Origin of the sequence: Paracoccus sp. TOH, from assembly GCF_030388245.1 — a bacterium.
In the GTDB taxonomy this organism is placed as follows: Bacteria; Pseudomonadota; Alphaproteobacteria; order Rhodobacterales; family Rhodobacteraceae; genus Paracoccus; species Paracoccus simplex.
Window position 1 is genome coordinate 373,523 of the sequence record NZ_CP098361.1, and the last position, 21,027, is coordinate 394,549.

Sequence of the window (21,027 nt, forward strand, 5' to 3'; positions counted from 1 at the left end):
CTCCGCAGGCCCCAAGGCCCTTTCTCCGTTTTCCAAATACCCCGCAGGGGGTCCGGGGGACGCGACGTCCCCCGGTCCGGCGCTACAACCCCCGCACCGAGGGCCGTCTCCAGGCCGCCGCCGGCTCGATCACCAGCTCATGGATTGCCCAGACCAGCGCATCCAGCCGGTCGGGCGAGCCCCTGCCGCCATAGCCCGCCACGGTCATCCGGCACATCTGGTCCTCCAGCACGCCCAGCCCGCGCAGATGATGCACCCGCCCCTGCTCGTAAAGCGCCGCCACCGGCTCGGCCCGCAAGCCCTTGCCGCGCCCGGCCCGCAAGGCGCGGAACGGCACCAGCGGATCGACCTGCCGGATCACGCTCTCGACCAGGTCGCCGCCCTGGTTGACCTCGGCCACCAGCCGCTCGGCGCCATGCCGCTGCATCGCCGCGATGGCCGCCCGCGCCCAGTCCGACGGCCCGCCCCGGACCGAGGCATCCTCCAGCACATAGGCCCGCCACTCCGTCACCGGCCCCTCGCTGACCACGCCGGCCACGACGATGCCGCATTCGTCCGAGGCCGCGCCCGAGCTCACCGCCGGATCGACCGCCACCACGATGCGCGACAGCCGCGGCGCCGCCTCGACCCGGCAGCGCTCGACCATGGCGGTGGTCCACAGCGCGCCCTCGACATCCTCCAGCAGCAGCCCCTCCAGCTCCTGCCGGCCCAGCCGGGTGCCGGCATAGCGCGCCTCGACCTCGGCCAGGAAACTTTCGGCCAGATAGGCGCGGTTGGCCTCGGTCGGGGCATGGGTGGTCACCGTCGAGGCATTGCCCAGGATCCGCTTCAGCACCCCGACGTTCTTCGGCGTGGTGGTGACCACCTGCTGCGGATGCTGCCCCAGCCGCAGCGCGAATTGCAGCATGTCCCAGGTCTCCTCGGCCTTCTTCCACTTCGCCAGCTCGTCGACCCAGGCCGCGTCGAATTGCGGCCCGCGCAAAGCCTCGGGCTCATGCGCCGAATAGACCTGCGCCGTCGCACCATTGGGCCAGACCAGCCGCCGCCGCCCCGCCTCCCAGACCGGACGCCGGTCTGGCGGCGAACAGGCCAGGATGCCCGACTCGCCAAAGACCATCACGTCCCGCGCCTGGTCGAAGGTCTCGGACACCAGCGCCACGCGATGCGCCCGCCCCGGAGCATCGGCGGTCGCCCCCTCGACCTGCGCGCGCACCCATTCCGAGCCGGCGCGGGTCTTGCCCGCGCCGCGCCCGCCCATGATCACCCAGGTCTTCCAGTCGCCCTCGGGCGGCAGCTGATGCGGCAGCGCCCAGAACTCGAAAAGCCAGGGCAGCGCCGCCAGGGCATTGTCGCTGAGGCCCCCCAGGAATTCGTCAACCTCCTCCGGCTCGGCGGAGGCAAGCCAGGCGGCGCCCGATTTCATCTCGTGCCGCGACAAGGTCGAGTGCCCCTGCACCGACCTGTCCGGCAGCATCCTTGCGAAGCTTGTCAACCTTGTTCCTTTCCTCCAGCACCATTTGGGTCGCGTCCCGCAGGGCGCGCACCAGCTTGCCGGATTCCTTCAAATCGTCGGTCTTGCCCGCCGTGATCTTGCGGCGAAGCCTGTCCAGATCGGCCGCGTAGGACCAAAACAGCCCGTCCGCGATCTCCAGCACGCTCATATCGGGCGCCGTGGCGGCGCCGGGCACGAAAGGCCCTTCCGGCGCCTCCGGCCCCGGATCGAAACTCATGGTCATTCTTGATCGCCCTGCCCTCGTGTGCCTGTCCGCACGAGCGAGACATGAAAAAAGCGGCCCAAGGTCACCGACCCGGCCGCTTGCCCATTTCTCCCAGCATGGGTAATTTCTACTTCAGGGCGTTCGCAGAGTCAACGCAAAACCCATGGTTGTGCGTCCCTCTGCCAATTATTCTTTATAAAAAACAAATTGCCTCGCGCAACACCCCATCGCGCGGCCGCGCAACAGGGCGAAAACGGGGACGGAATCGCCCCCGTCTTGCGGTGTCAGTCGCCCTGCACCGGCGACAACGGCTCGCCGCGCTGCCGCTCGATCTCGCGCCAGCGCGCGACGTTCTGGTTGTGCTCCTCCAGCGTGCGGGCAAAGGCATGGCCGCCCGAGCCGTCGGCGACGAAGAACACGTAATCCGTATCCTCCTGATCCATCGCCGCCTCGATGGCGGCCCGGCCGGGATTGGCGATCGGCGTCGGCGGCAGCCCGTCGATCTGATAGGTGTTGTAGGGCGTCCGCCGACGCAGCTCGGAGCCGCGGATGCCGCGATCCAGCACCCCCTTGCCGCCGGTGATGCCATAGATCACCGTCGGGTCGGTCTCCAGCCGCATCCCCTGCCGCATCCGGTTGACGAAGACGCTGGCCACCACCCGGCGCTCGTCCGGCACCCCGGTCTCCTTCTCGATGATCGAGGCCATGATCAGCGCCTCTTGCGGCGTCGCATAGGGCAGATCCGGCTCGCGCTTCTCCCAGGCCGCGGCCAGGTGCGCGGCCTGCCGCCGCGCCATCTCGGCCAGCAGAGCCGCGCGGTCGGCGCCCTTCTCGACGTCATAGGTATCGGGCGCCAGGCTGCCCTCCTCCGGCAGTTTCGCGACCTCGCCGCCCAGGAACCCGGCCTGCTTCAGCCCCTCGACCACCTGCCAGCTGGTGACGCCCTCGGCGACCGAGATGCGCAGCCGCGCGTCCGGCTTTTGCTCGGCCGCGGCGATGACCTCGGGCGCCGGCTCGCTGGCGGGGTTGTATTTCGCCTGCTCGGCAAACACCCCGGTCCCGGCATCCATGTCGCGCAGGATCACCGAGTTCTCGCGCACGCCGATGCGGAACACCACCTCGGTGCCGCAGGTGCTGGGACCGCCGGCGGTGATGACCCGGACGATCTCCTCCATGCTGGACTGCGGCGGCATCAGGTAAGAGCCGTATTTCAGATCGCGCGACTTCCCCGCATAATCCGCGCCGGCCCGGAACACATAGGCATTGGACACCACGCCCTGCTCGGCCAGTTGCTGGCTGACCGCGTTCAGGCTGGCGCCCGGCGCGACGCGCACGCAAGCCGCCACGGCGCTGGGGCCGGGCCGGGAGTATTCGTGCTTGCCCCAGGCGATGGCCGCTGCGACCGCGATCAGGATCACGATCAGCAGCGTCAGGAAGTTCGACGCGATGTGGCGCCAGATCATTCCTTGACCCGCCCCATCACCAGGCTGGCATTGGTGCCGCCGAAGCCGAAGCTGTTCGACAGCACATACTCCACCTTGCGCCGCACGGCGGCATTGGCGGCCAGATCGACGGCGGATTCACGCGCCTGGTTGTCCAGGTTGATCGTCGGCGGGCAGATCTGGTCGCGCAGCGCCAGGATGCAGAAGATCGCCTCGACCGCGCCGGCCGCACCCAGCAGATGCCCGATGCTCGACTTGGTCGAGGACATGACGACGTTCCCCGCCGCCTCGCCCAGCAGCCGCTCGACCGCGCCCAGTTCGATCACGTCGGCCATGGTCGAGGTGCCGTGCGCATTGATGTAGTCCAGGTCGCCCGGCGACAGGTTGGCGCGCGCCAAGGCATTGGTCATGCTGCGGAAACCGCCGTCGCCATCCTCGCTGGGCGCGGTGATGTGATAGGCGTCGCCCGACATGCCGTAACCCAGGATCTCGGCATAGATCTTGGCGCCGCGGGCCTTGGCGTGCTCGTATTCCTCCAGCACCACGACGCCGGCGCCCTCGCCCATGACGAAGCCGTCGCGGTCCTCGTCCCAGGGGCGGGATGCCGCCTTGGGATCGTCCTCGCGCTTGGTCGACAGCGCCTTGCAGGCATTGAAGCCGGCGATGCCGATCTCGCAGATCGGGCTTTCGGTGCCGCCCGCGACCATGACGTCCGCATCGCCCAGCGCGATCAGCCGCGCCGCGTCGCCGATGGCATGCGCGCCGGTCGAGCAGGCGGTGACCACCGCATGGTTCGGCCCCTTGAAGCCGAAGCGGATCGAGACCTGGCCCGAGACCAGATTGATCAGCGCCCCCGGAATGAAGAAGGGCGAGACCCGCTTCGGCCCGCGTTCCTTGATCAGCACCGCCGTATCGGCGATCGAGGACAACCCGCCGATGCCCGAGCCGATCATGACGCCGGTGCGCTCGCGCTCGTCCTCGTTTGCCGGCTCCCAGCCGGAATCCTGCACCGCCTGCGCGGCGGCGGCCATGCCGTAAAGGATGAAGTCGTCGACCTTGCGCCGGTCCTTGGGCTCCATCCAGTCATCGGGGTTGAAGCTGCCGCCCGTACCGTCGCCGAACGGGATCTCGCAGGCATATTTCGTCGTTACGTCCTTGGTGTCGAACCGGGTGATCGGTCCGGCGCCGGATTCCCCGGCCAGAAGTCTCGACCAGGTCTCCTCGACCCCCGAGGCCAGCGGCGTGACCATCCCCAGACCGGTGACGACAACTCTGCGCATGCACGGGCTCCCTTCGCAACGCTCAATCGGGCAGGTTCTACACGCCCCCCGCCCGCCGCGCAACGCAAAGCGGCCCGGCCGGCAAGCCCCCGCCCCGGCGGATCCGGCGCCACCCGGGCAGGATGGCAACACCCGCCGGGGCAATGGGAACCGCACCCGCGGGCGCTCGTTGAACTCATCGGGAATCGGCCTATTCTGCGGCCGAGCCCCTGCCTTGCAGAAGCTCCCACAGGAAAGGACGACGCCGGATGACCACGCAGACACAGGCCAGCGCCCAGGCCGCGCTGGACGAGATCCAGACCGTGACCTCGGTGGTCCTGCCCGAACCGCCCGCCGCCGCGCCGAAACTGGCCGAGGCCGGGCCCGCCGTGGCCGAGGAGATCCGCAAGCGCATGGCCGAGGTCGATATCCGCGACTCCGGCTCGATCGTGCATTTCGGCGCCCGCGCCCAGAACGAGCTGCAGGAAATCAGCCAGGCCATGCTGGCCGACGTCAGAAACAAGGACGTGGGCCCGGCCGGCGAGTCGCTGCGCGAGATCGTGACCACCATCCGCGGCTTTTCGGTCAGCGAGCTGGACGTGCGCCGCCGGCGCAGCTGGTGGGAGAAGCTTCTGGGCCGCGCCGCGCCCTTCGCCAAATTCGTCGCCAATTACGAAGAGGTGCAGGGCCAGATCGACCGCATCACCGCCGATCTCGACCAGCACCAGCACCGGCTGCTCAAGGACATCAAGTCGCTCGACCTGCTCTATGACCGGACGCTGAACTTCTATGACGAACTCGCGCTCTATATCGCCGCGGGCGAGGAGAAGCTGGCCCAGATCGACCGCGACGAGACCCCTGCCAAGGAAGCCGCCGTCGAAGCCGCGGCCGAGAACGACAAGGTCATGGCCGCGCAGGAGTTGCGCGACCTGCGCGCGGCCCGCGACGACCTGGACCGCCGGGTGCATGACCTCAAGCTGACCCGGCAGGTGACCATGCAGTCGCTGCCCTCGATCCGGCTGGTGCAGGAAAACGACAAGTCCTTGGTCACCAAGATCAACTCTACCCTGGTGAACACCGTGCCGCTGTGGGAAACGCAGCTTGCGCAGGCCGTGACCATCCAGCGCAGCGCCGAGGCCGCCCGCGCGGTCAAGGAGGCGAACGACCTGACCAACGACCTTCTGACCGCCAACGCCAAGAACCTGCGCGAGGCCAATGCCCAGATCCGCACCCAGATCGAGCGCGGCGTCTTCGACATCGAGGCGGTGCGCACCGCCAATGCCGAGCTGATCTCGACCATCGAGGACAGCCTGCGCATCGCCGACGAGGGCCGCACCCGCCGCGCCGCCGCCGAGGAAGACCTGAAGACCATGGAGACCGAGCTGCGCAACACCCTCGCCGCGGCCAGCGCCCGATCCGCAACCCCAGCAACGACGCCATCGTGACCCTGCCTGCCCGCTTTCCTCCGCTCCTGCCCCTGCCCGTCGCGCTGGCCCTGCTGGCGCTGCTTGCCGCCTGCGCGCCCCAGCCGCCGACGGAAACCCCGCCCCCCGCAGTCGAGGCGCCGCCGCCGCCCGACCGGCCCGAACCGCCGCCGGTCGATCAGGCCGCGCTGCGCCGCGAACGCGCCGAGAGTGCCCGCGCCGCCACCGCCCGGGCCGAGGCCGCAGCCGCATCCCCCGTCAGCCGCAACATGCGCGACTATCTCGCCGGCATCGAGGAGACGCTGATCGCCCGCGGCCGGCTGCGCACCGATCCCGGCACCGAGATCGCGCTGACCCCCGAGAAGCTGGCCGAGGATTTCATCGAGGTGGCGCTGCATGACGAATATGTGCGCGACGGCGGCAAGCTGGTCTCGCGCCCGGTGCCCGCGCCCTTGCGGCGCTGGCAGCAGCCGGTGCGGGTGCGGCTGGAATTCGGCGACTCGGTCGCCCCGGCCCAGCGCGCCCGCGACCGCGCCGAGGTGGCAGGCTTCGCGGCGCGCCTGCAGCGCGTCAGCGGCCAGCCGGTGGCGCTGACCGGCGCCTCGGGCAATTTCAACGTGCTGATCCTGAACGAGGACGAACGGCGTGCCATCGGCGCGCGCCTGTCCGCGCTGGTGCCGGGCATTCCGGCCGGCGACATCGCCGCGCTGCGCGACCTGGCGCCGCAGAATTATTGCACGGTCTTCGCCTATTCCAGCGGCAATTCCCCGACCTATGCCCAGGCGGTGGCGCTGATCCGGGCCGAGCTGCCGCCGCGCCTGCGCCGCTCCTGCATCCACGAGGAACTGGCGCAGGGCATGGGGCTGGCCAATGACAGCCCACGCGTGCGCCCCTCGATCTTCAACGACGACGAGGAATTCGCCTATCTGACCCGGCATGACGAACTGCTGCTGAAGATCCTTTACGACCCGCGCCTGCACCCCGGCATGACCGAGGCCGAGGCCCGCCCCATCGTGATGCAGATCGCCCGCGAGCTGCTGGGGACCGAGGTGTGACCGGCCCCCGCCCCGCAGCGACCGGAACGCCAGGCCCAGCCAGGCCGCGATCCCCGTCAACCGGCGCAGGATCCGGTCGGGCGGAGGGTCTGGCTGCTTCGGCATGGCACCTATCCGGGATCGGGGGCGGGACGGCATTTCCGATTGGCCAGCACCCTTTCCTCAAGAAAAGATGAATCCCGGCCGGCATCGCCACCCTCTCCTCGCTTGACGAGCGGGGCGGCCTCGGCACTATCCTCATCGACAGCGCCGGGCGGGCTGGGGACCAGGGATGTCCCGGCACGCTCCTGCCCGCGGCGCCGCAACGGAAAGGCAGACCCATGTCCCTGTTCAACATCCTCGGCGGCGAGTTCATCGAGATCATCGAATGGACCGACGACACCCGCGACACCATGGTCTATCGCTACCCGACCGTGGGCAAGGCGATCAAATACGGCGCCAAGCTGACCGTGCGCGAGGGCCAGGCCGCGGTCTTCATCCACGAAGGGCAGCTCGCCGACGTGTTCCAGCCCGGCCTCTACATGCTGGAAACCAACAACCTGCCGATCCTGACCCGGCTGCAGCACTGGGACCACGGCTTCCGCAGCCCCTTCAAGTCCGAGATCTATTTCGTCAACACCACCCGCTTCAACGACCTGAAATGGGGAACGAAAAACCCGGTCATCGCCCGCGACCCCGAATTCGGGCCCGTCCGCATCCGCGCCTTCGGCACCTATTCCATGCGCGTGACCGATCCCGGCCGCTTCATGACCGAAATCGTCGGCACCGATGGCGAGTTCACCCGCGACGAGATCAGCTTCCAGCTGCGCAACATCATCGTGCAGGAGTTTTCGCGCCTGATCGCCGCCTCGGGCATCCCGGTGCTGGACATGGCGGCGAATACCGCCGAGCTGGGCCAGATGGTCGCCAAGGCGATCGGCCCGACGGTGGCCGGCTACGGCCTGACCATTCCGGAATTCTATATCGAGAACATCAGCCTGCCGGACGAGGTGGAAAGGATGCTCGACAAGCGCACCTCGATGGGCATCGTCGGCGACCTGAACCGCTTCGGCCAATATGCCGCCTCCGAGGCGATGCTGAACGCCTCGAACCAGCCCGGCGGCATGGGCGCGGGCATCGGCGCCGGACTGGGCGCCGGACTGGGCGCAGGGCTGGGCGCGGCGATGGCGCAGCGCGGCCCCTGGGGCGCCCTGCCGCAGCAGCAGCAGGCCCCGCAAAGCCCGCCGCCGCTGCATCCCGAAACCGTCTGGCACATCGCCGTGAACGGCCAGGCCGACGGCCCCTATGGCCGCGCCCATCTCGGCCGCCTCGTGCGCGAGGGCGGCTTCACCCGCGAGACGCTGGTCTGGACCCCCGGACAGGACGGCTGGAAACCGGCGGACGAGGTGGCGGAACTCGCCCAGCTCTTCACCGTCGCGCCGCCGCCGCCGCCGCCGGTCCCGAAGGCGGGGTAAGCGGCCGGAATGCCGACGCCGCCCTCGGAATACCGCTATCCTTGCGAGAATTGCGGCGCCAGCCTGGAATTCTCGCCGGGCCAGCAAAGCCTGGTCTGCCCCTATTGCGGGCATGAAAGCCGGATCGGCCCCGGCCCCGCCCGCGCGCCCTCCCGCCAGGCCCGGCAGGGACCGTGGGGCGAAAGCGCCATCCTGCTCGACCCGGCGACGGGGCGGGCGCTGCAATGGGACGGCGGCCACAAGGCGCCAGGCCTGCGCGAATTGCCGCTGGAGCACGGGCTGTCGCTGGACCGGCACAGCGACCTGACCGAAACGGTGCGCACGCTCTCCTGCCCGAATTGCGGCGCCAAGGTCGAGATCACCAGCGACCGCCACGCCTCGGCCTGCCCGTTCTGCGCCACCGCCGTGGTCACCGACACCGGCACCAGCCGCCACCTCAAGCCGCAGGGCGTGCTGCCCTTCGTCATCACCGAGGCGCAGGCCAAGACCGCGCTCGAGGACTGGCTGCGCGGGCTCTGGTTCGCGCCTTCGGGCCTGACCGCCTATGCGCGGCGCGGCAAAAGGATGAGCGGGGTCTATTCGCCGTTCTGGACCTTCGACGCCGACACCGCCTCGCGCTACAGCGGCGCGCGCGGCGACTGGTATTACGAGACGGTCTACGTCACGCAGATGGTGGACGGCCGCCAGCAGCGGGTGGCCCAGCAGGTGCGCAGGACGCGCTGGACCCCGGCCTCGGGCCAGGTGGCGCGGAACTTCGACGACGTGCTGGTGCTGGCCTCCAGCGCGCTGCCGCGCCGCATCACCGACGCGCTAACGCCCTGGGATCTGTCGCACCTGGTGCCCTACCGGCCCGAATACCTGGCCGGTTTCCTGGCCGAGGGCTACACGATCCCGCTCGGCTCGGGCCATGACATCGCCCGGCAGGAAATGGCCGGCGTCATCGCCATGGACGTGCGCCACGCCATCGGCGGCGACGAACAGCGCATCACCGGCATCGAGACCCGGCACAGCGACGAGACCTTCAAGCATATCCTGCTGCCGGTCTGGACCGCCGCCTATCGCTACAACGGCCAGAGCTACCGTTTCGTGGTCAACGGTCAGTCCGGCCGCGTGCAGGGCGAACGGCCCTGGTCGGCCTGGAAGATAGGCTTCGCGCTGCTGCTGGCGCTGGCGCTGCTGCTGGCGCTGCTCTGGCTGAACGAACGCGGCGGCTTCGTCCGCATCGGCGCCGCCGACCTCACGCCGGATATTTCCATCGGCGGCAGTTACCGCTATCAGGAGACGGGAGCGGACTGACGAAGGAAGGGAGAGGCTATGATCCTTTGCGCCGGGGAATCGCTGATCGACATGGTGCCCGAGGGCGCCCTTTACCGGCCGCTGCCCGGCGGCTCGGTCTATAACACCGCCATCGCGCTTGGCCGCATGGGCGCGCGGGCCGGCTATCTCTGGCCGATTTCGCGCGATACCTTCGGCGAGATGCTGCTGCGCCCGCTGGCCGAGGCGGGGGTGGATACCGGCCTCTGCCCGCGCAGCGACCGGCTGACCACACTGGCCTTCGTCACCCTGACCGGGGGCGAGGCGCGCTATGCCTTCTACGACGAGGGCTCGGCCGGCCGGATGCTGGCGCCCGAGGATCTGCCCGAGATCCCCGACGCGGTCACGGCCCTGTTCATCGGCGGCATCAGCCTGGTCCCCGACCCTTGCGGCGCCGCCGTCGAGGCCTTGGTCGAGCGCGTTCGCCACCGCATCCCGGTCATGCTGGACCCCAACATCCGCCCCTTCTTCATCGCCGACGAGACGGCCTATCGCGCCCGGCTCGACCGGCTTTTCGGGATGGTCGACCTGGTCAAGCTCTCGGGCGACGACCTCGACTGGCTGATGCCGGGCAAGACCTTCGAGCAAGCCGCCGCCGCGATCCTCGACCGCGGACCGCGGGTGGTCTTCCAGACCGGCGGCTCCACCGGTGCCCGGGCGCATTGGTCGGGCGAACCGCTGGCCGCCCCGGCGATGCAAGTCGAGGTCGCCGACACCATCGGCGCCGGCGACACCTTCAACGCCGGGGTGTTGGCCGCGCTCGACCGCGCCGGGGTGCTCTCGCGCAAGGGGCTGGACGCGCTGACCGCCGGCGCCATCGCCGCCGCGCTGGCGCTCGGCACCCGCGCGGCGGCGATCACCGTCTCGCGCCCCGGCGCCAACCCGCCCTGGGCAGGCGAACTCGCCGCCCTGCCGGCCTGACGCCCCCCGGGCGGAAAACCCGCCCCGGCCGCCCGGCGCGACACGGGTGTCCGGGGAACAGCGAAGCCGCCATGGCCCGGAACAGACCGTCAGGAAGAGATTCGGGTATTTGGAAAACGGTGAAAGCGAAAAGGCCGCGCCCTGCGGACCGGACCGGCTGCCGCCGTCTCCCAATGCTCAGATCGCGGCCGCTCAACCGGAATCGACCGCGCCCGACTCTCGGGACCGCGGCTTTTCACCGTTTTCCAAATACCCCTGCCACCCGCGGGACCCGCGGGACCGGCCCGGTCAAAGCGCCTCGAAGGTTGCCTTTTGCCGTTCCGTCCAGCGCAGGCGCAGATGCACGCCGTCCTCGGCCGACTCCTCGGCCACCACCACGCCGCGCTCGTGCAGCCAGGCCCGGCGGCGGCCGTCGGAATGCGGCAGCAGCAGTTCGGCATCAAGGCGCGGTTCGTCCAGCGCCTCGGCCAGGCGTTCCTCGATGGCGGCCAGCAGCGCGTCCACCCCCTCGCCGGACAGGGCCGAGATCGTCTGGACGCCGGCGGTGCGGGCATCGGTACGCTGCAGCGCCGCGCGGGTTTCGGGCGAAAGCGCGTCGATCTTGTTCCAGACCTCGATCAGCGGCACGTCTTCCTCGACGCCCAGCGAATCGAGGATCTCGCCCACGTCGCCGGCCTGCTCCTCGGTTTCGGGGTGGCTGATGTCGCGCACATGCAGGATCAGGTCGGCGGCCAGCACTTCTTCCAGCGTGGCGCGGAAGGCGGCGACCAGTTCATGCGGCAGGTCGCTGATGAAGCCCACCGTGTCCGACAGGATCACCCGCCGGCCGCCCGGCAGCAGAATCTGCCGCATGGTCGGATCCAGCGTGGCGAAAAGCTGGTCCTGCGCCAGCACCTCGGCCCCGGTCAGCCGGTTGAACAGCGTGGATTTCCCGGCATTGGTGTAACCCACCAGCGCCACGATCGGATAGGGCACCTTGGCGCGCGCCTTGCGGTGCAGTTCGCGGGTCTTGACCACCCGCCCAAGCTGCCGGCGCAGGCGGATCACCTGCTCGTCGATGGCGCGGCGGTCGGCCTCGATCTGCGTCTCGCCCGGACCGCCGACGAAGCCCAACCCGCCGCGCTGGCGTTCCAGGTGGGTCCAGGCCCGGACCAGCCGGGTGCGCTGATAGGCCAGCGCCGCCAGCTCGACCTGCAGCACCCCCTCGCGGGTCTGCGCCCGGTCGGCGAAGATCTCGAGGATCAGCCCGGTGCGGTCGAGGATCTTGACGCCCCAGTCCTTTTCCAGGTTGCGCTGCTGCACCGGCGTCACCGGCCCGTCGATCAGCACCAGCTCCGCCCCCTCGCCCTCGGCGGCGGCCTGCAGGTGCTGGCCGATCTCCTCGCGCTTGCCCTTGGAGAACAGCATGCCCGGATCGGGATTGCGCAGCCGCGCCACCTCGGCGCCGGTCACCTCGATGGCGGGCAGGGCATGGGCCAGCGCCACGGCCTCCTCCAGCGCCAGCTCGGGCGAGCGGCGGGTGCGCGAATTGCCCAGATCGGGATGGATCACATAGGCGCGGGTCGGCCGCTCGCGGGTTTCCGAGGGTTCGGCCAATCAGTCCTCACCCTCATAAAGGCTGATCGGCTGCCCCGGCATGATGGTCGAGATGGCGTGCTTGTAGACCAGCTGCGACTGACCGTCACGGCGCAGCAGCACGCAGAAATTGTCGAACCAGGTGATGACACCCTGCAGTTTCACACCATTGATAAGAAAAATCGTCACCGGAACCTTGCCCTTGCGGACATGGTTCAGAAAAGCGTCCTGGAGGTTCTGTTTGTCGCCGGCCATTCGATGCACCTTGTTCTTATCGCTGGTTTTCAAGACTTAGGCGAGCGGGCAGCGGCTTGCAAGCATGTGATCGGCGCTAACGGCGCCAGTATTCCGGTGAAAACAACGCCAGGATGGCCAGGGTCTCGACCCGGCCGACCACCATCGCCGCCGCCAGCACCGCCTTGGTCAGCGCCGGCAGGCCGGCCCAGCCCTCCCACGGGGCGCCGGCCATGCCGGCCGAGCCCTGGAAGCTGGGGGTCAGCGGAATCGCCCCGGCCAGCGGCCCGGTATTGGTCAGCGCCGCGATGGACAGAATCGTCGCCGAATCGAATTCGATCCGCTGCAACGAGATCAGCATGACCGTCACCGCGATCGAACTGGCGAACAGCATGAAGAAGATGAAGGCGAGATAGGCGCCCTCGCGGCGCAGCCGCCGCGCCATCAGCCCGCCGCCGCCGACCGAGCTGGGATGCACGATCTTGTCCAGCTCGCGCTCGGCATGGCGGGCCAGCGCATAGACCCGCAACAGCTTCACCCCGCCGGCGGTGGTGGCGACGCCGCCGCCCATCAGCGCCAGCCCGGCCAGCATCAGCCCGGGAGAGCTGAGCCCCGACCAGTTGCGCGCGCCCTGCCATTCGACCGAGTTCCAGCCGGTGGTGGTCAGGTAGCTGAGGCCGTTGAAGATCCCGCCCCAGGCGGCCGAGGCGGCGCTGTCCAGCGTGTCCAGCACCCCCTGGGCGCCGGTGGGCGAGACGCCGATGGCGCCGGCGAAATGCCGCAGGAACAGCATGGCCGAGACCAGCAGCACCACGCCCGCCGCCATGCGCAGCTCGGGATCGCCGGTCCAGCTTTCGCTGGTGTTCAGCTCGCCGCCGCCGGGCCAGAAACGCCGCGACAGGGCCGGGACCAGGAACAGGAAGATCACCGCCTCGCCGGCGATGCCGCTGCCCTGCCCGGCCGGACCGCCCACCGGGCTGATGCCGCTGGTCGACAGCGTGCCCATGGCGCGGGTCAGCGCCACCAGCCCGTTCTCGCCCAGCATCAGCAGGATCGTCCACATCAGCAGCGTCAGCCCGGCATAGGGCGGGAACACCGCCCGCGCCGCCCGCATCACCCGATGCACCGGATCGACCAGTTCGGTCTGGAAGGCCGGGGTGGAGAGGTGGGTGACCACCGCGACGCTCTCGGCCGAGCGCGGCAGCCGCTCGAAGCGCTCGCTGCGGCCATAGGGCGAGGACAGAATCTCGAACCCGCCGACCCGCAGCGGCGCCAGCAGGGCGATGGCCGCGACCAGCATGAACAGCCCGCCCAGCCAGCCGACCACGGCGCGCCACAGATGCAGCGGCGCCGGCAGCAGGTCGGCGGCATAAAGCGTGGCGCCGGTGGTGGTCAGGCAGGAAATCATCTCCCACCAGGCGTTGAAGAAGCCGGTATCGGGCAGGGAAATGGCAAAGGGCACCGCCAGCATGGCGGGCAGCAGCAGCATGGTGCCCAGCATGGTCAGCAGCACGCTGCGCGCCCGCGGCCCCTCGGGTTCCTCGGCGGTGGCCAGGCCCAGGATCGCGGCCAGAAGGACGAAAAGCCCGGCGCAGCCCAGGAAGATCGCGCCGATCTTGTGGCTGTCGATGGCATGGGCGTAAAGCCCCGGCACCACCATGGCCGCGCCGCCGATCCCGGCCAGGATCACCATCAGGGGCAGTCGCAGAAGCAGCCGCATCCCGGGCCTCAGAAGAAGTCGATCGAGACCTGCAGCAGGCGCTCGACCTCGGGAATGTCGGAGGCAAGGGCGAAGATCACCACGATATCGCCCTCTTCGATGCGCAGGTCGCCGGTGGGCTTGACCACCCGGTCGCCCTTCTGCACCGCGCCCATCAGCGCGCCTTCGGGAAATTCGATGTCGCGCACCGCCCGGCCCGAGATCGGCGAGGTCGAGAGCACCTGCGCCTCGATCACCTCGGCCTCGGCATCGCCGATGGAATAGATGTCGCGCACCCGGCCGTGCCGGATATGGCGCAGGATGGTGGACACGGTGCTGGCGCGCGGGTTGATGAAGGCGTCGATGTCCAGGGGTTCCATCAGCGACATCAGCGTCGGGTCGTTGACCAGCGAGATCGCCAGCTTGGCGCCGGCCTGCTTGGCACGCACCGCGGCCAGAATATTGGTCTTGTCGTCGTCGGTGATCGCCAGCACCGCATCGGCACGCGGCACCGCCGCCTCCTCCAGCAGCTCGGCGGAAAGCCCGTCGCCATTCAGCACGATGGTGCGGTTCAGCGCGTCGGCCGCGTCCTCGGCCCGGCCGCGGCTGCGCTCGATCAGCTTGACGCGCACCCGCTCGGGCCGCGCCTCCAGCGATTGCGCGACGGCAAGGCCGACATTGCCGGCGCCGATGATGACGACGCTTTCCTGCTTGGCCATGGGCTTGCCGAAGATCTCCAGCGTGCGCGGCACGTCCTCGCTCAGGGTGAAGACATAGATCTGGTCGCCCTCGAACAACTGGTCCCCCGGCTCGGGCGCGAACAGCCGGCCGCCGCGCCGCACGCCGGTGACGATGGCGCTGAGGCTGGTGAACATCTCGTTCAATTGCCGCAGCGGCGTGTTCAGCACCGGGCTGTCGGGATCCAGCAGGATGCCCAGCAGGTGCAGCCGCCCGTCGAGAAAGGTCTCGGCATCGAAGGTCGAGGGCGCCGAAAGCCGTTGCAGGGCCGCCCGCGCCACCTCGCGCTCGGGGCTGATGACCACGTCGATGGGCAGATGGTCGGTGCGGTAGAGATCGGACCAGATCGCGTCGAGATAGGCCGAGCTGCGCAGCCGCGCGATCTTCCGCGGCACCTGGAAGACGGAATGCGCCACCTGGCAGGTGACCATGTTCACCTCGTCCGAATGGGTGGCGGCGATGATCAGATCGGCATCGCGGGCGCCGGCGCGGTCCAGCACGTCGGGATGGCTGGCAAAACCGGTGACGCCCTGCACGTCCAGCGCATCGGTGGCGCGGCGGATCAGCTCGGCATTGGTGTCGATGATGGTGACATCGTTGCGCTCGCCCGCCAGATGGCGCGCGATGTGCCAGCCGACCTGCCCCGCCCCGCAGATGATGATCTTCATTCCGGCCCCGGTTGATGCCCTTCGTGAAGCGCGATCCTAACGCGCGCCGCGCGTGGCGGATACAGCGAAAACGCCGCGGCCTGATCGGCGGTCACCCTGCGCGCTTCGCCGTCGCCAGGGTATTTGGAAAACGGTGAAGGGCGGAGGCGGCGCCCCGGACAACCGGGAACCCCCGGGCATTCCAGGGCGGTCCGGGGCGCTTTCACCGTTTGCGGTCATCGGCTCCCCAGCCTGTCCCGCGCAACCTGAATACCCCGGTGAAGTTAAGAAAAGCCTAACGCTTTCACCGTTTTCCAAATACCCCGGCGACCGCGCCGCAAACGCGGCGGCACCGTCATTTCCCCATCACCTCTTCCTCGACGCGCATGCCGCCGACGACGCCCAGCGACTTGAGCTTGCGATGCAGGGCCGAGCGCTCCATGCCGACGAATTGCGCCGTGCGGCTGATATTGCCGCCGAAACGGTTGATCTGCGCCAGCAGGTATTCCCGCTCGAAGAGTTCGCGCGCCTCGCGCAGCGCCAGGCTGGTGATCTGCGGCCCCAGCGCCAGGGCCTCGCCGGTGGTGGTGGTACCGTTCTGGGTCTCCAGTTCCGAGGGCTGGATCGGCCCGATGCCGTCACCCAGGATCAGCACCCGTTCGATCACGTTGCGCAGCTGGCGGATGTTGCCCGGCCAGCCCATCGCCTGCAGCGCCGCGCAGGTCTCCTCGGGCAGGGCGCGCAGCGGCAGGCCCTGGCCGGCGTGGAACAGCTCGATGAAATGCCCGGCCAGCATCGGGATGTCGTCGCGGCGGTCGGCAAGCGACGGCACCGCCACCGGCACCACGTTCAGCCGGTCGTAGAGCTCCTGGCGGAAGCGGCCGGCGGCGATTTCCGCCGCCAGATCGCGGTTGGTCGAGGAGATCACCCGCAGGTCCACCCGCACCTTGTCGGTGCCGCCCGAGCGCTGGAACTGCTGCTCGGTCAGCACCCGCAGGATCTTGGGCTGGGTGCCCAGCGGCATGTCCGCCACCTCGTCGAAATAGATCACCCCGCCATGCGCCTGTTCCAGCAGCCCCGGCTCGATGCCGCGCTCGGGCGTCTCGCGGCCGAACAGCACCTCCTCCATGTGGTCGGGCTCGATGGTGGCGCAGGGCACGGTGACGAAGGGCTCGCGCGCCCGCGGGCTGTGGGCGTGGACATAGCGGGCGGCGATCTCCTTGCCCGCCCCCGGCTCGCCGGTCAGCATCACCCTGCCGTTCGACTTCGCCACCTTGTCGAGCTGTTCGCGCAGCCGGCGGAAGGGCGCGGAATTGCCCAGCATTTCTGAGGCCCGCGCCTCGCCGCGCTTGAGGGTCGAGTTCTCGCGCCGCAGCCGCGCCGTCTCCATGGCGCGGCGGATCACCACCAGCAGCTGGTCGATGTTGAAGGGCTTCTCGATGAAGTCATAGGCGCCCTGCTTGATCGCCGCCACCGCGATCTCGATATTGCCGTGGCCCGAGATGATGACCACCGGCACGTCGGGATTGTTGCGCTTGACCTGCTTGAGGATGTCGATCCCGTCCATCTTGCTGTCCTTGAGCCAGATGTCGAGGATCATCAGCGCCGGCTCGGCCGCGTTCAGCTCGGCCACCGCCTGGTCGGAATTGGCGGCGAGGCGGGTCGAGAAGCCCTCGTCGCGCAGGATGTCGGAAATCAGCTCGCGGATGTCCCGCTCGTCATCGACAATCAGAATATCGCTCATTTGAATGTTTCCTGCTCGTGTTTCTGGCGGCGCACGGACAGGCGCACCGGCTGGCGCTCGCGCGGCAGACGGATCTCGGCCATGGCGCCGCGTCCCTCGGGGGCGTCGGTCAGCATCAGGCTGCCGCCGTGCTCCTCGACGATCTTCTTGACGATCGGCAGGCCCAGGCCGGTGCCGCCGGGTTTCATGGTGACATAAGGCTCGAAGAGCCGGGTGCGGTCCTCGGGCAGTCCGGGGCCGTTGTCGGTGATGCGGATGGTCACCGCATCGGGGGCGGCGCGCAGCATGACCCGGACCTGCGGCGCCCAGCCCTCGGGCGGGGCGGCGCGCAGCTCGTCCAGCGCCTCGCCGGCGTTCTTCAACAGGTTGGTGAAGACCTGCCGCATCATCCCGGCATCGGCATCGACGATCACCGGCTCGTCGGGGATGTCCGAGACCAGCGCGCCCTGCAGCGCGTCGCGCTGCATCAGCTCGGCATCGCGCAGCAGCTTGACGATGTCGGTTTCCTTGCGGTCCGGTTCCGGCATGCGGGCGAAGCGGCTGAACTCGTCCACGATCCGGCGCAGGTCGTTGGTCTGGCGGATGATCACCTCGGTATATTGCTCCAGCGCCTCGCGTTCCTCGCCGGCGATGGGGCCGAACTTGCGCTTCAGCCGCTCGGCCGAAAGCTGGATCGGGGTCAGCGGGTTCTTGATCTCATGCGCGACGCGGCGGGCCACGTCGCCCCAGGCGGCCATGCGCTGCGCCGACACCAGATCGGTCACGTCGTCCAGCGCCACCACATAGCCTTCCAGCCCGCCGGCGGCGCCGCGGCGGATCGCCATGCGCACCAGCAGGCTTTCCACCCGGCCCTCGCGGGTCAGGCGGATCTCGTCCTGCACCGATTCGTTCACCGATTGCGACAGCCGCTCGAACAGCGGCGCGAATTCCGGCACCGCCTCGGACAGCAGCCGGTCATGCGCCGCCGCCGGATCGAGGCCCAGCAGCCGGGTGGCCGAGCGGTTCAGGAAGTCGATCTCGCCCGCCGCATCCAGTCCGATCACCCCGGCGGTGACCGAGGACAGCACGGAATCGAACAGCCGGCGCTGGTCGTCGGCGGCGCGGTAGCTTTCCACCAGCTCCTGGCGCTGCTGTTTCAGCTGCCGGGTCATGCGGTTGAAACTTTCGCCCAGGGTCTGGATCTCGTCGCCGGTGTCGGGGGCGGGGATCTGGAAGTCCAGATTGCCCTCGCCCACCCGCTCGGAGGCCTCGGCCAGCCGGCCGATGGGTCGCGACAGCCGGTCGGCGAACCACAGCCCCAGCCACATCGCCGCCGCCACCAGAAGCAGCGCAAAGCCCAGGTAAAGCAGCGAGAACTCGAACAGCACCCGGCCGCGCTCCTGCTCCAGGCGCTGGTATTCGCCGACGGTCTGGCGGGTGTCGTCCAGCAGGCCCAGAAGGCTGCCGTCCACGTCGCGGGTGACATAGAGATAACGGTCGGCCAGCGGCGTCAGCGGCGCCAGGGCGCGGAATTCGTTGTTCTGCCAGTCCTCGATCAGCACCAGCCCGCGGGTCGCCGCCTCGTCGAACTGGGCGGGCGAGGGCTGTTCGTACCAGAACTGATAGCTGCGCTCGCCGCGGGCGCGGATGGTGCCGCGGCCGTCGATGATATAGGCCTCGCGCAATCCGCGCTGGATCTGGCTCTGGTAGTCGGTCAGCAGCAGCCGCAGGTCGCCATCATCCAGCATCGGGTTCTGCCGCGCCGCCTGGGTCAGCGCCCCGCCCAGCAGCCGCGCGTCATTGGTCAGGTCGCGGCGGTGTTCCTCCTGATAGGCCTCGGCGGCCGAGAGCGAGGTCGAGACCACCTGCTGCACGCGGTTCGAGAACCAGCCTTCCAGGCCGATGTTCACCGTCAGCCCGGCGAACAGCGCCACCAGCACCGTGGGCACCAGCGCGATGGTGGCGAAGACGCCGACCAGCCGCATGTGCAGCCGCGAGCCGGCCGCCGACTTGCGCCGCGCCGCGACGATCTGCGCCATGCGCGCCACGACAAGCCCGGTCAGCACGATCAGGTAGAGCAGGTCGGCCAGCAGCACCAGCCGCAAGACCGAGCCGCCCGAAATGGCATTGGCGAAGGGGCCCATGACCGCAAAGGTCAGCCCGGCCAGCACCGGGCCCAGCACCACCAGACCCAAGGTCGCGGCATTGCGATAAAAGCGCATCCGCCGCAGCCGCGCGACACGTTCCCATGCATCCCTGGACAGCGTTCCCGCCACTTGCCCGTCCTCGCGGTTTCGCCGCTGTGCCGCGGCCGTTCTGTGGCCGTTCAGCGACTCTCGCAAGGCCATCTGTGGCCGTTTTACATCAGTTTGCGGCGCCGTGTCACCTCGATATTCAGATCGGTCAGTTTCTTGCGCAAGGTATTGCGGTTGATGCCCAGAAGATCGGCACAACGCAGCTGATTGCCGCCCGTGGCGTCCAGCGCGATCTCCAGCAGCGGCTTTTCGATCTCGCGCAGGATGCGGTCGTAAAGGCCGGGCGGCGGCAGATCGTCGCCATGCAGGTCGAAATAGCGTTGCAGATGCATTTCCACCGATTGCGCCAGCCGCATATTCGCCGGCTCGCCCAGCGGCGTGACCGACGCGGCCGGACCGGCGGCCGCAGCCGCCGGCCGGGCGGCGGGGGCCGCGGCCGGGGCGGGCGGCATGATCGGGCTCGACTCGGCCAGGGCGGCGCGGGCCTCGGCCTCGGTGATCTCGGCCGCCGCGGCGGTCAGCGCCAGCCGGCGCATCAGGTTTTCCAGCTCGCGCACGTTGCCGGGAAAGGGATAGGCGCGGATCAGCGCCGTCGCGCCCTCGGACAGGCTGCGCTGCGGCAGGCCCTGCGCGGCGGCGCGGGCCAGCAGGTGCCGGGCCAGCGGCGGGATGTCGTCCACCCGCGCCCGCAGCGGCGGCACCGTCACCGTCACCCCGGCCAGCCGGTAATACAGATCCGCCCGCAACCGGCCCGCGGCCACATCGGCCTGCGGGTCCGGCCCGGTGGTGGACAAAAGGCGCGGCATCAGGTGGCGGCCCGGCCCGGCCTCCCAGGCCTCGATCATGCCGATCAGCCGGGCCTGGGCGGCGGCGTCGAAACCGGTCGGATCCTCGATCAGCAGCGTGCCGCCCTGCGCCCGTTCATCGGCATGATGGATGGTCTCCTCGGACAGGTCGGCCGAGGTCAGCACCACGAAGCCCGCCTCGCGCCGGTCCGACAGGTCGTGGAACGAGCGCGCGACCACGGTCTTGCCCACCCCGGCCTCGCCGGCGATCATCACCGGCAGGTCGGCATTCAGCACCCGCGCCACCATGCGGAACAGGTTCTGCATCGCCGGGGCATGGCCGATCAGCGGCAGCGCCGGATCGGCGCCGGCTTCGGGCGCCGGGGCGGCGGCGGCGGCCGGATCGGCGCGGCGCAGCCGGCGCGACAGCGCCTGCCCGGCCCGGGTCATCAGGTCGGGCAGGTCGAAGGGCTTGGGTAGATAGTCGAAGGCCGCGGCCTCGGTCGCGCGGATGGCGGTGACAATGGTGTTCTGGGCCGAGATCACGATCACCGGCAGGTCGGGCCGCGCCTTGCGGATCGCCGGGATCAGCTCGATGCCGTTGCCGTCGGGCATCATCACATCGGTGATGACCAGATCGCCGCGCCCCTCCTCGACCCAGCGCTGCAGCTGCGCCAGCGAGCCGGTGGCATGGACCCGGCAGCCGGCCCGGGTCAGGGCCTGGGTCAGCACCGTGCGGATGGTGCGGTCGTCGTCGGCGATCAGAACGGTGCCATCCATGGGA

Annotated in this window: 16 protein-coding genes; 5 read left to right on the forward strand and 11 right to left on the reverse strand. The window is 69.5% G+C overall.

Features of this window, described 5'->3' with window-relative positions; genetic code table 11:
• Positions 1-82: 82 nt before the first annotated feature.
• From NBE95_RS12475 to fabF, 4 genes are all read right to left on the reverse strand, one after another.
• The gene (locus NBE95_RS12475; RefSeq protein ID WP_289895931.1) at positions 83-1,423 is read right to left on the reverse strand and encodes a terminase family protein; all 1,341 of its coding nucleotides are present in this window, start codon (positions 1,421-1,423) and stop codon (positions 83-85) included.
• Positions 1,374-1,736, reverse strand: a complete 363-nt coding sequence (locus tag NBE95_RS12480; protein WP_289895755.1) for a permease — start codon at positions 1,734-1,736, stop codon at positions 1,374-1,376. Before NBE95_RS12480 ends, NBE95_RS12475 begins: the two co-directional genes overlap by 50 nt.
• 266 nt (positions 1,737-2,002) lie before the next feature.
• Positions 2,003-3,181 (reverse strand): endolytic transglycosylase MltG, encoded by a 1,179-nt coding sequence (gene mltG, locus NBE95_RS12485; protein WP_289895756.1) that lies wholly within the window; start codon positions 3,179-3,181, stop codon positions 2,003-2,005.
• Positions 3,178-4,440, reverse strand: coding sequence for a beta-ketoacyl-ACP synthase II (gene fabF, locus NBE95_RS12490; RefSeq protein ID WP_289895757.1), 1,263 nt, complete (start codon positions 4,438-4,440; stop codon positions 3,178-3,180). Before fabF ends, mltG begins: the two co-directional genes overlap by 4 nt.
• Before the next feature lie 248 nt (positions 4,441-4,688).
• On the opposite strand from fabF, the gene NBE95_RS12495 reads away from it, so the two are divergent.
• The 5 genes from NBE95_RS12495 (at position 4,689) to NBE95_RS12515 (ending at position 10,587) form a co-directional block, all read left to right on the forward strand.
• Entirely contained in the window at positions 4,689-5,864 is a 1,176-nt protein-coding gene (locus tag NBE95_RS12495) for a toxic anion resistance protein (protein ID WP_289895758.1), read from the forward strand.
• On the forward strand, positions 5,861-6,898 hold the full coding sequence (locus tag NBE95_RS12500; RefSeq protein WP_289895759.1) for a DUF2927 domain-containing protein: 1,038 nt from the start codon (positions 5,861-5,863) through the stop codon (positions 6,896-6,898). The genes NBE95_RS12495 and NBE95_RS12500 overlap by 4 nt, the downstream gene beginning before the upstream one ends.
• 320 nt (positions 6,899-7,218) lie before the next feature.
• Positions 7,219-8,352, forward strand: a complete 1,134-nt coding sequence (locus NBE95_RS12505) for an SPFH domain-containing protein (RefSeq protein ID WP_289895760.1) — start codon at positions 7,219-7,221, stop codon at positions 8,350-8,352.
• A gap of 9 nt (positions 8,353-8,361) precedes the next feature.
• Positions 8,362-9,648 carry a zinc ribbon domain-containing protein gene (locus NBE95_RS12510; RefSeq protein WP_289895761.1) on the forward strand — a complete coding sequence of 429 codons (1,287 nt, stop codon included), beginning with the start codon at positions 8,362-8,364 and terminating at the stop codon, positions 9,646-9,648.
• 18 nt (positions 9,649-9,666) lie between these two features.
• Positions 9,667-10,587 carry a carbohydrate kinase gene (locus NBE95_RS12515; protein ID WP_289895762.1) on the forward strand — a complete coding sequence of 307 codons (921 nt, stop codon included), beginning with the start codon at positions 9,667-9,669 and terminating at the stop codon, positions 10,585-10,587.
• A gap of 288 nt (positions 10,588-10,875) precedes the next feature.
• Here NBE95_RS12515 and hflX read toward each other — a convergent pair whose 3' ends face one another.
• From hflX to NBE95_RS12550, 7 genes are all read right to left on the reverse strand, one after another.
• Positions 10,876-12,183, reverse strand: coding sequence for a GTPase HflX (hflX, locus tag NBE95_RS12520; RefSeq protein ID WP_289895763.1), 1,308 nt, complete (start codon positions 12,181-12,183; stop codon positions 10,876-10,878).
• On the reverse strand, positions 12,184-12,417 hold the full coding sequence (hfq, locus tag NBE95_RS12525; RefSeq protein ID WP_010394165.1) for an RNA chaperone Hfq: 234 nt from the start codon (positions 12,415-12,417) through the stop codon (positions 12,184-12,186). It lies immediately after the preceding gene.
• Positions 12,418-12,493: 76 nt separating this feature from the next.
• A complete protein-coding gene (locus NBE95_RS12530; RefSeq protein WP_289895764.1) occupies positions 12,494-14,116 on the reverse strand; it encodes a potassium transporter TrkG in 1,623 nt (540 codons plus the stop codon).
• 8 nt (positions 14,117-14,124) lie between these two features.
• A complete protein-coding gene (trkA, locus tag NBE95_RS12535) occupies positions 14,125-15,501 on the reverse strand; it encodes a Trk system potassium transporter TrkA (protein ID WP_289895765.1) in 1,377 nt (458 codons plus the stop codon).
• A 334-nt stretch (positions 15,502-15,835) separates the two neighbouring features.
• Positions 15,836-17,224, reverse strand: a complete 1,389-nt coding sequence (locus tag NBE95_RS12540; protein WP_289895766.1) for a sigma-54 dependent transcriptional regulator — start codon at positions 17,222-17,224, stop codon at positions 15,836-15,838.
• A complete protein-coding gene (locus tag NBE95_RS12545) occupies positions 17,221-19,425 on the reverse strand; it encodes a PAS domain-containing sensor histidine kinase (protein ID WP_289895932.1) in 2,205 nt (734 codons plus the stop codon). The genes NBE95_RS12540 and NBE95_RS12545 overlap by 4 nt, the downstream gene beginning before the upstream one ends.
• Before the next feature lie 137 nt (positions 19,426-19,562).
• Complete coding sequence (locus NBE95_RS12550; RefSeq protein ID WP_289895767.1) at positions 19,563-21,023, reverse strand: sigma-54 dependent transcriptional regulator; 1,461 nt, start codon at positions 21,021-21,023, stop codon at positions 19,563-19,565.
• Positions 21,024-21,027: the final 4 nt, after the last annotated feature.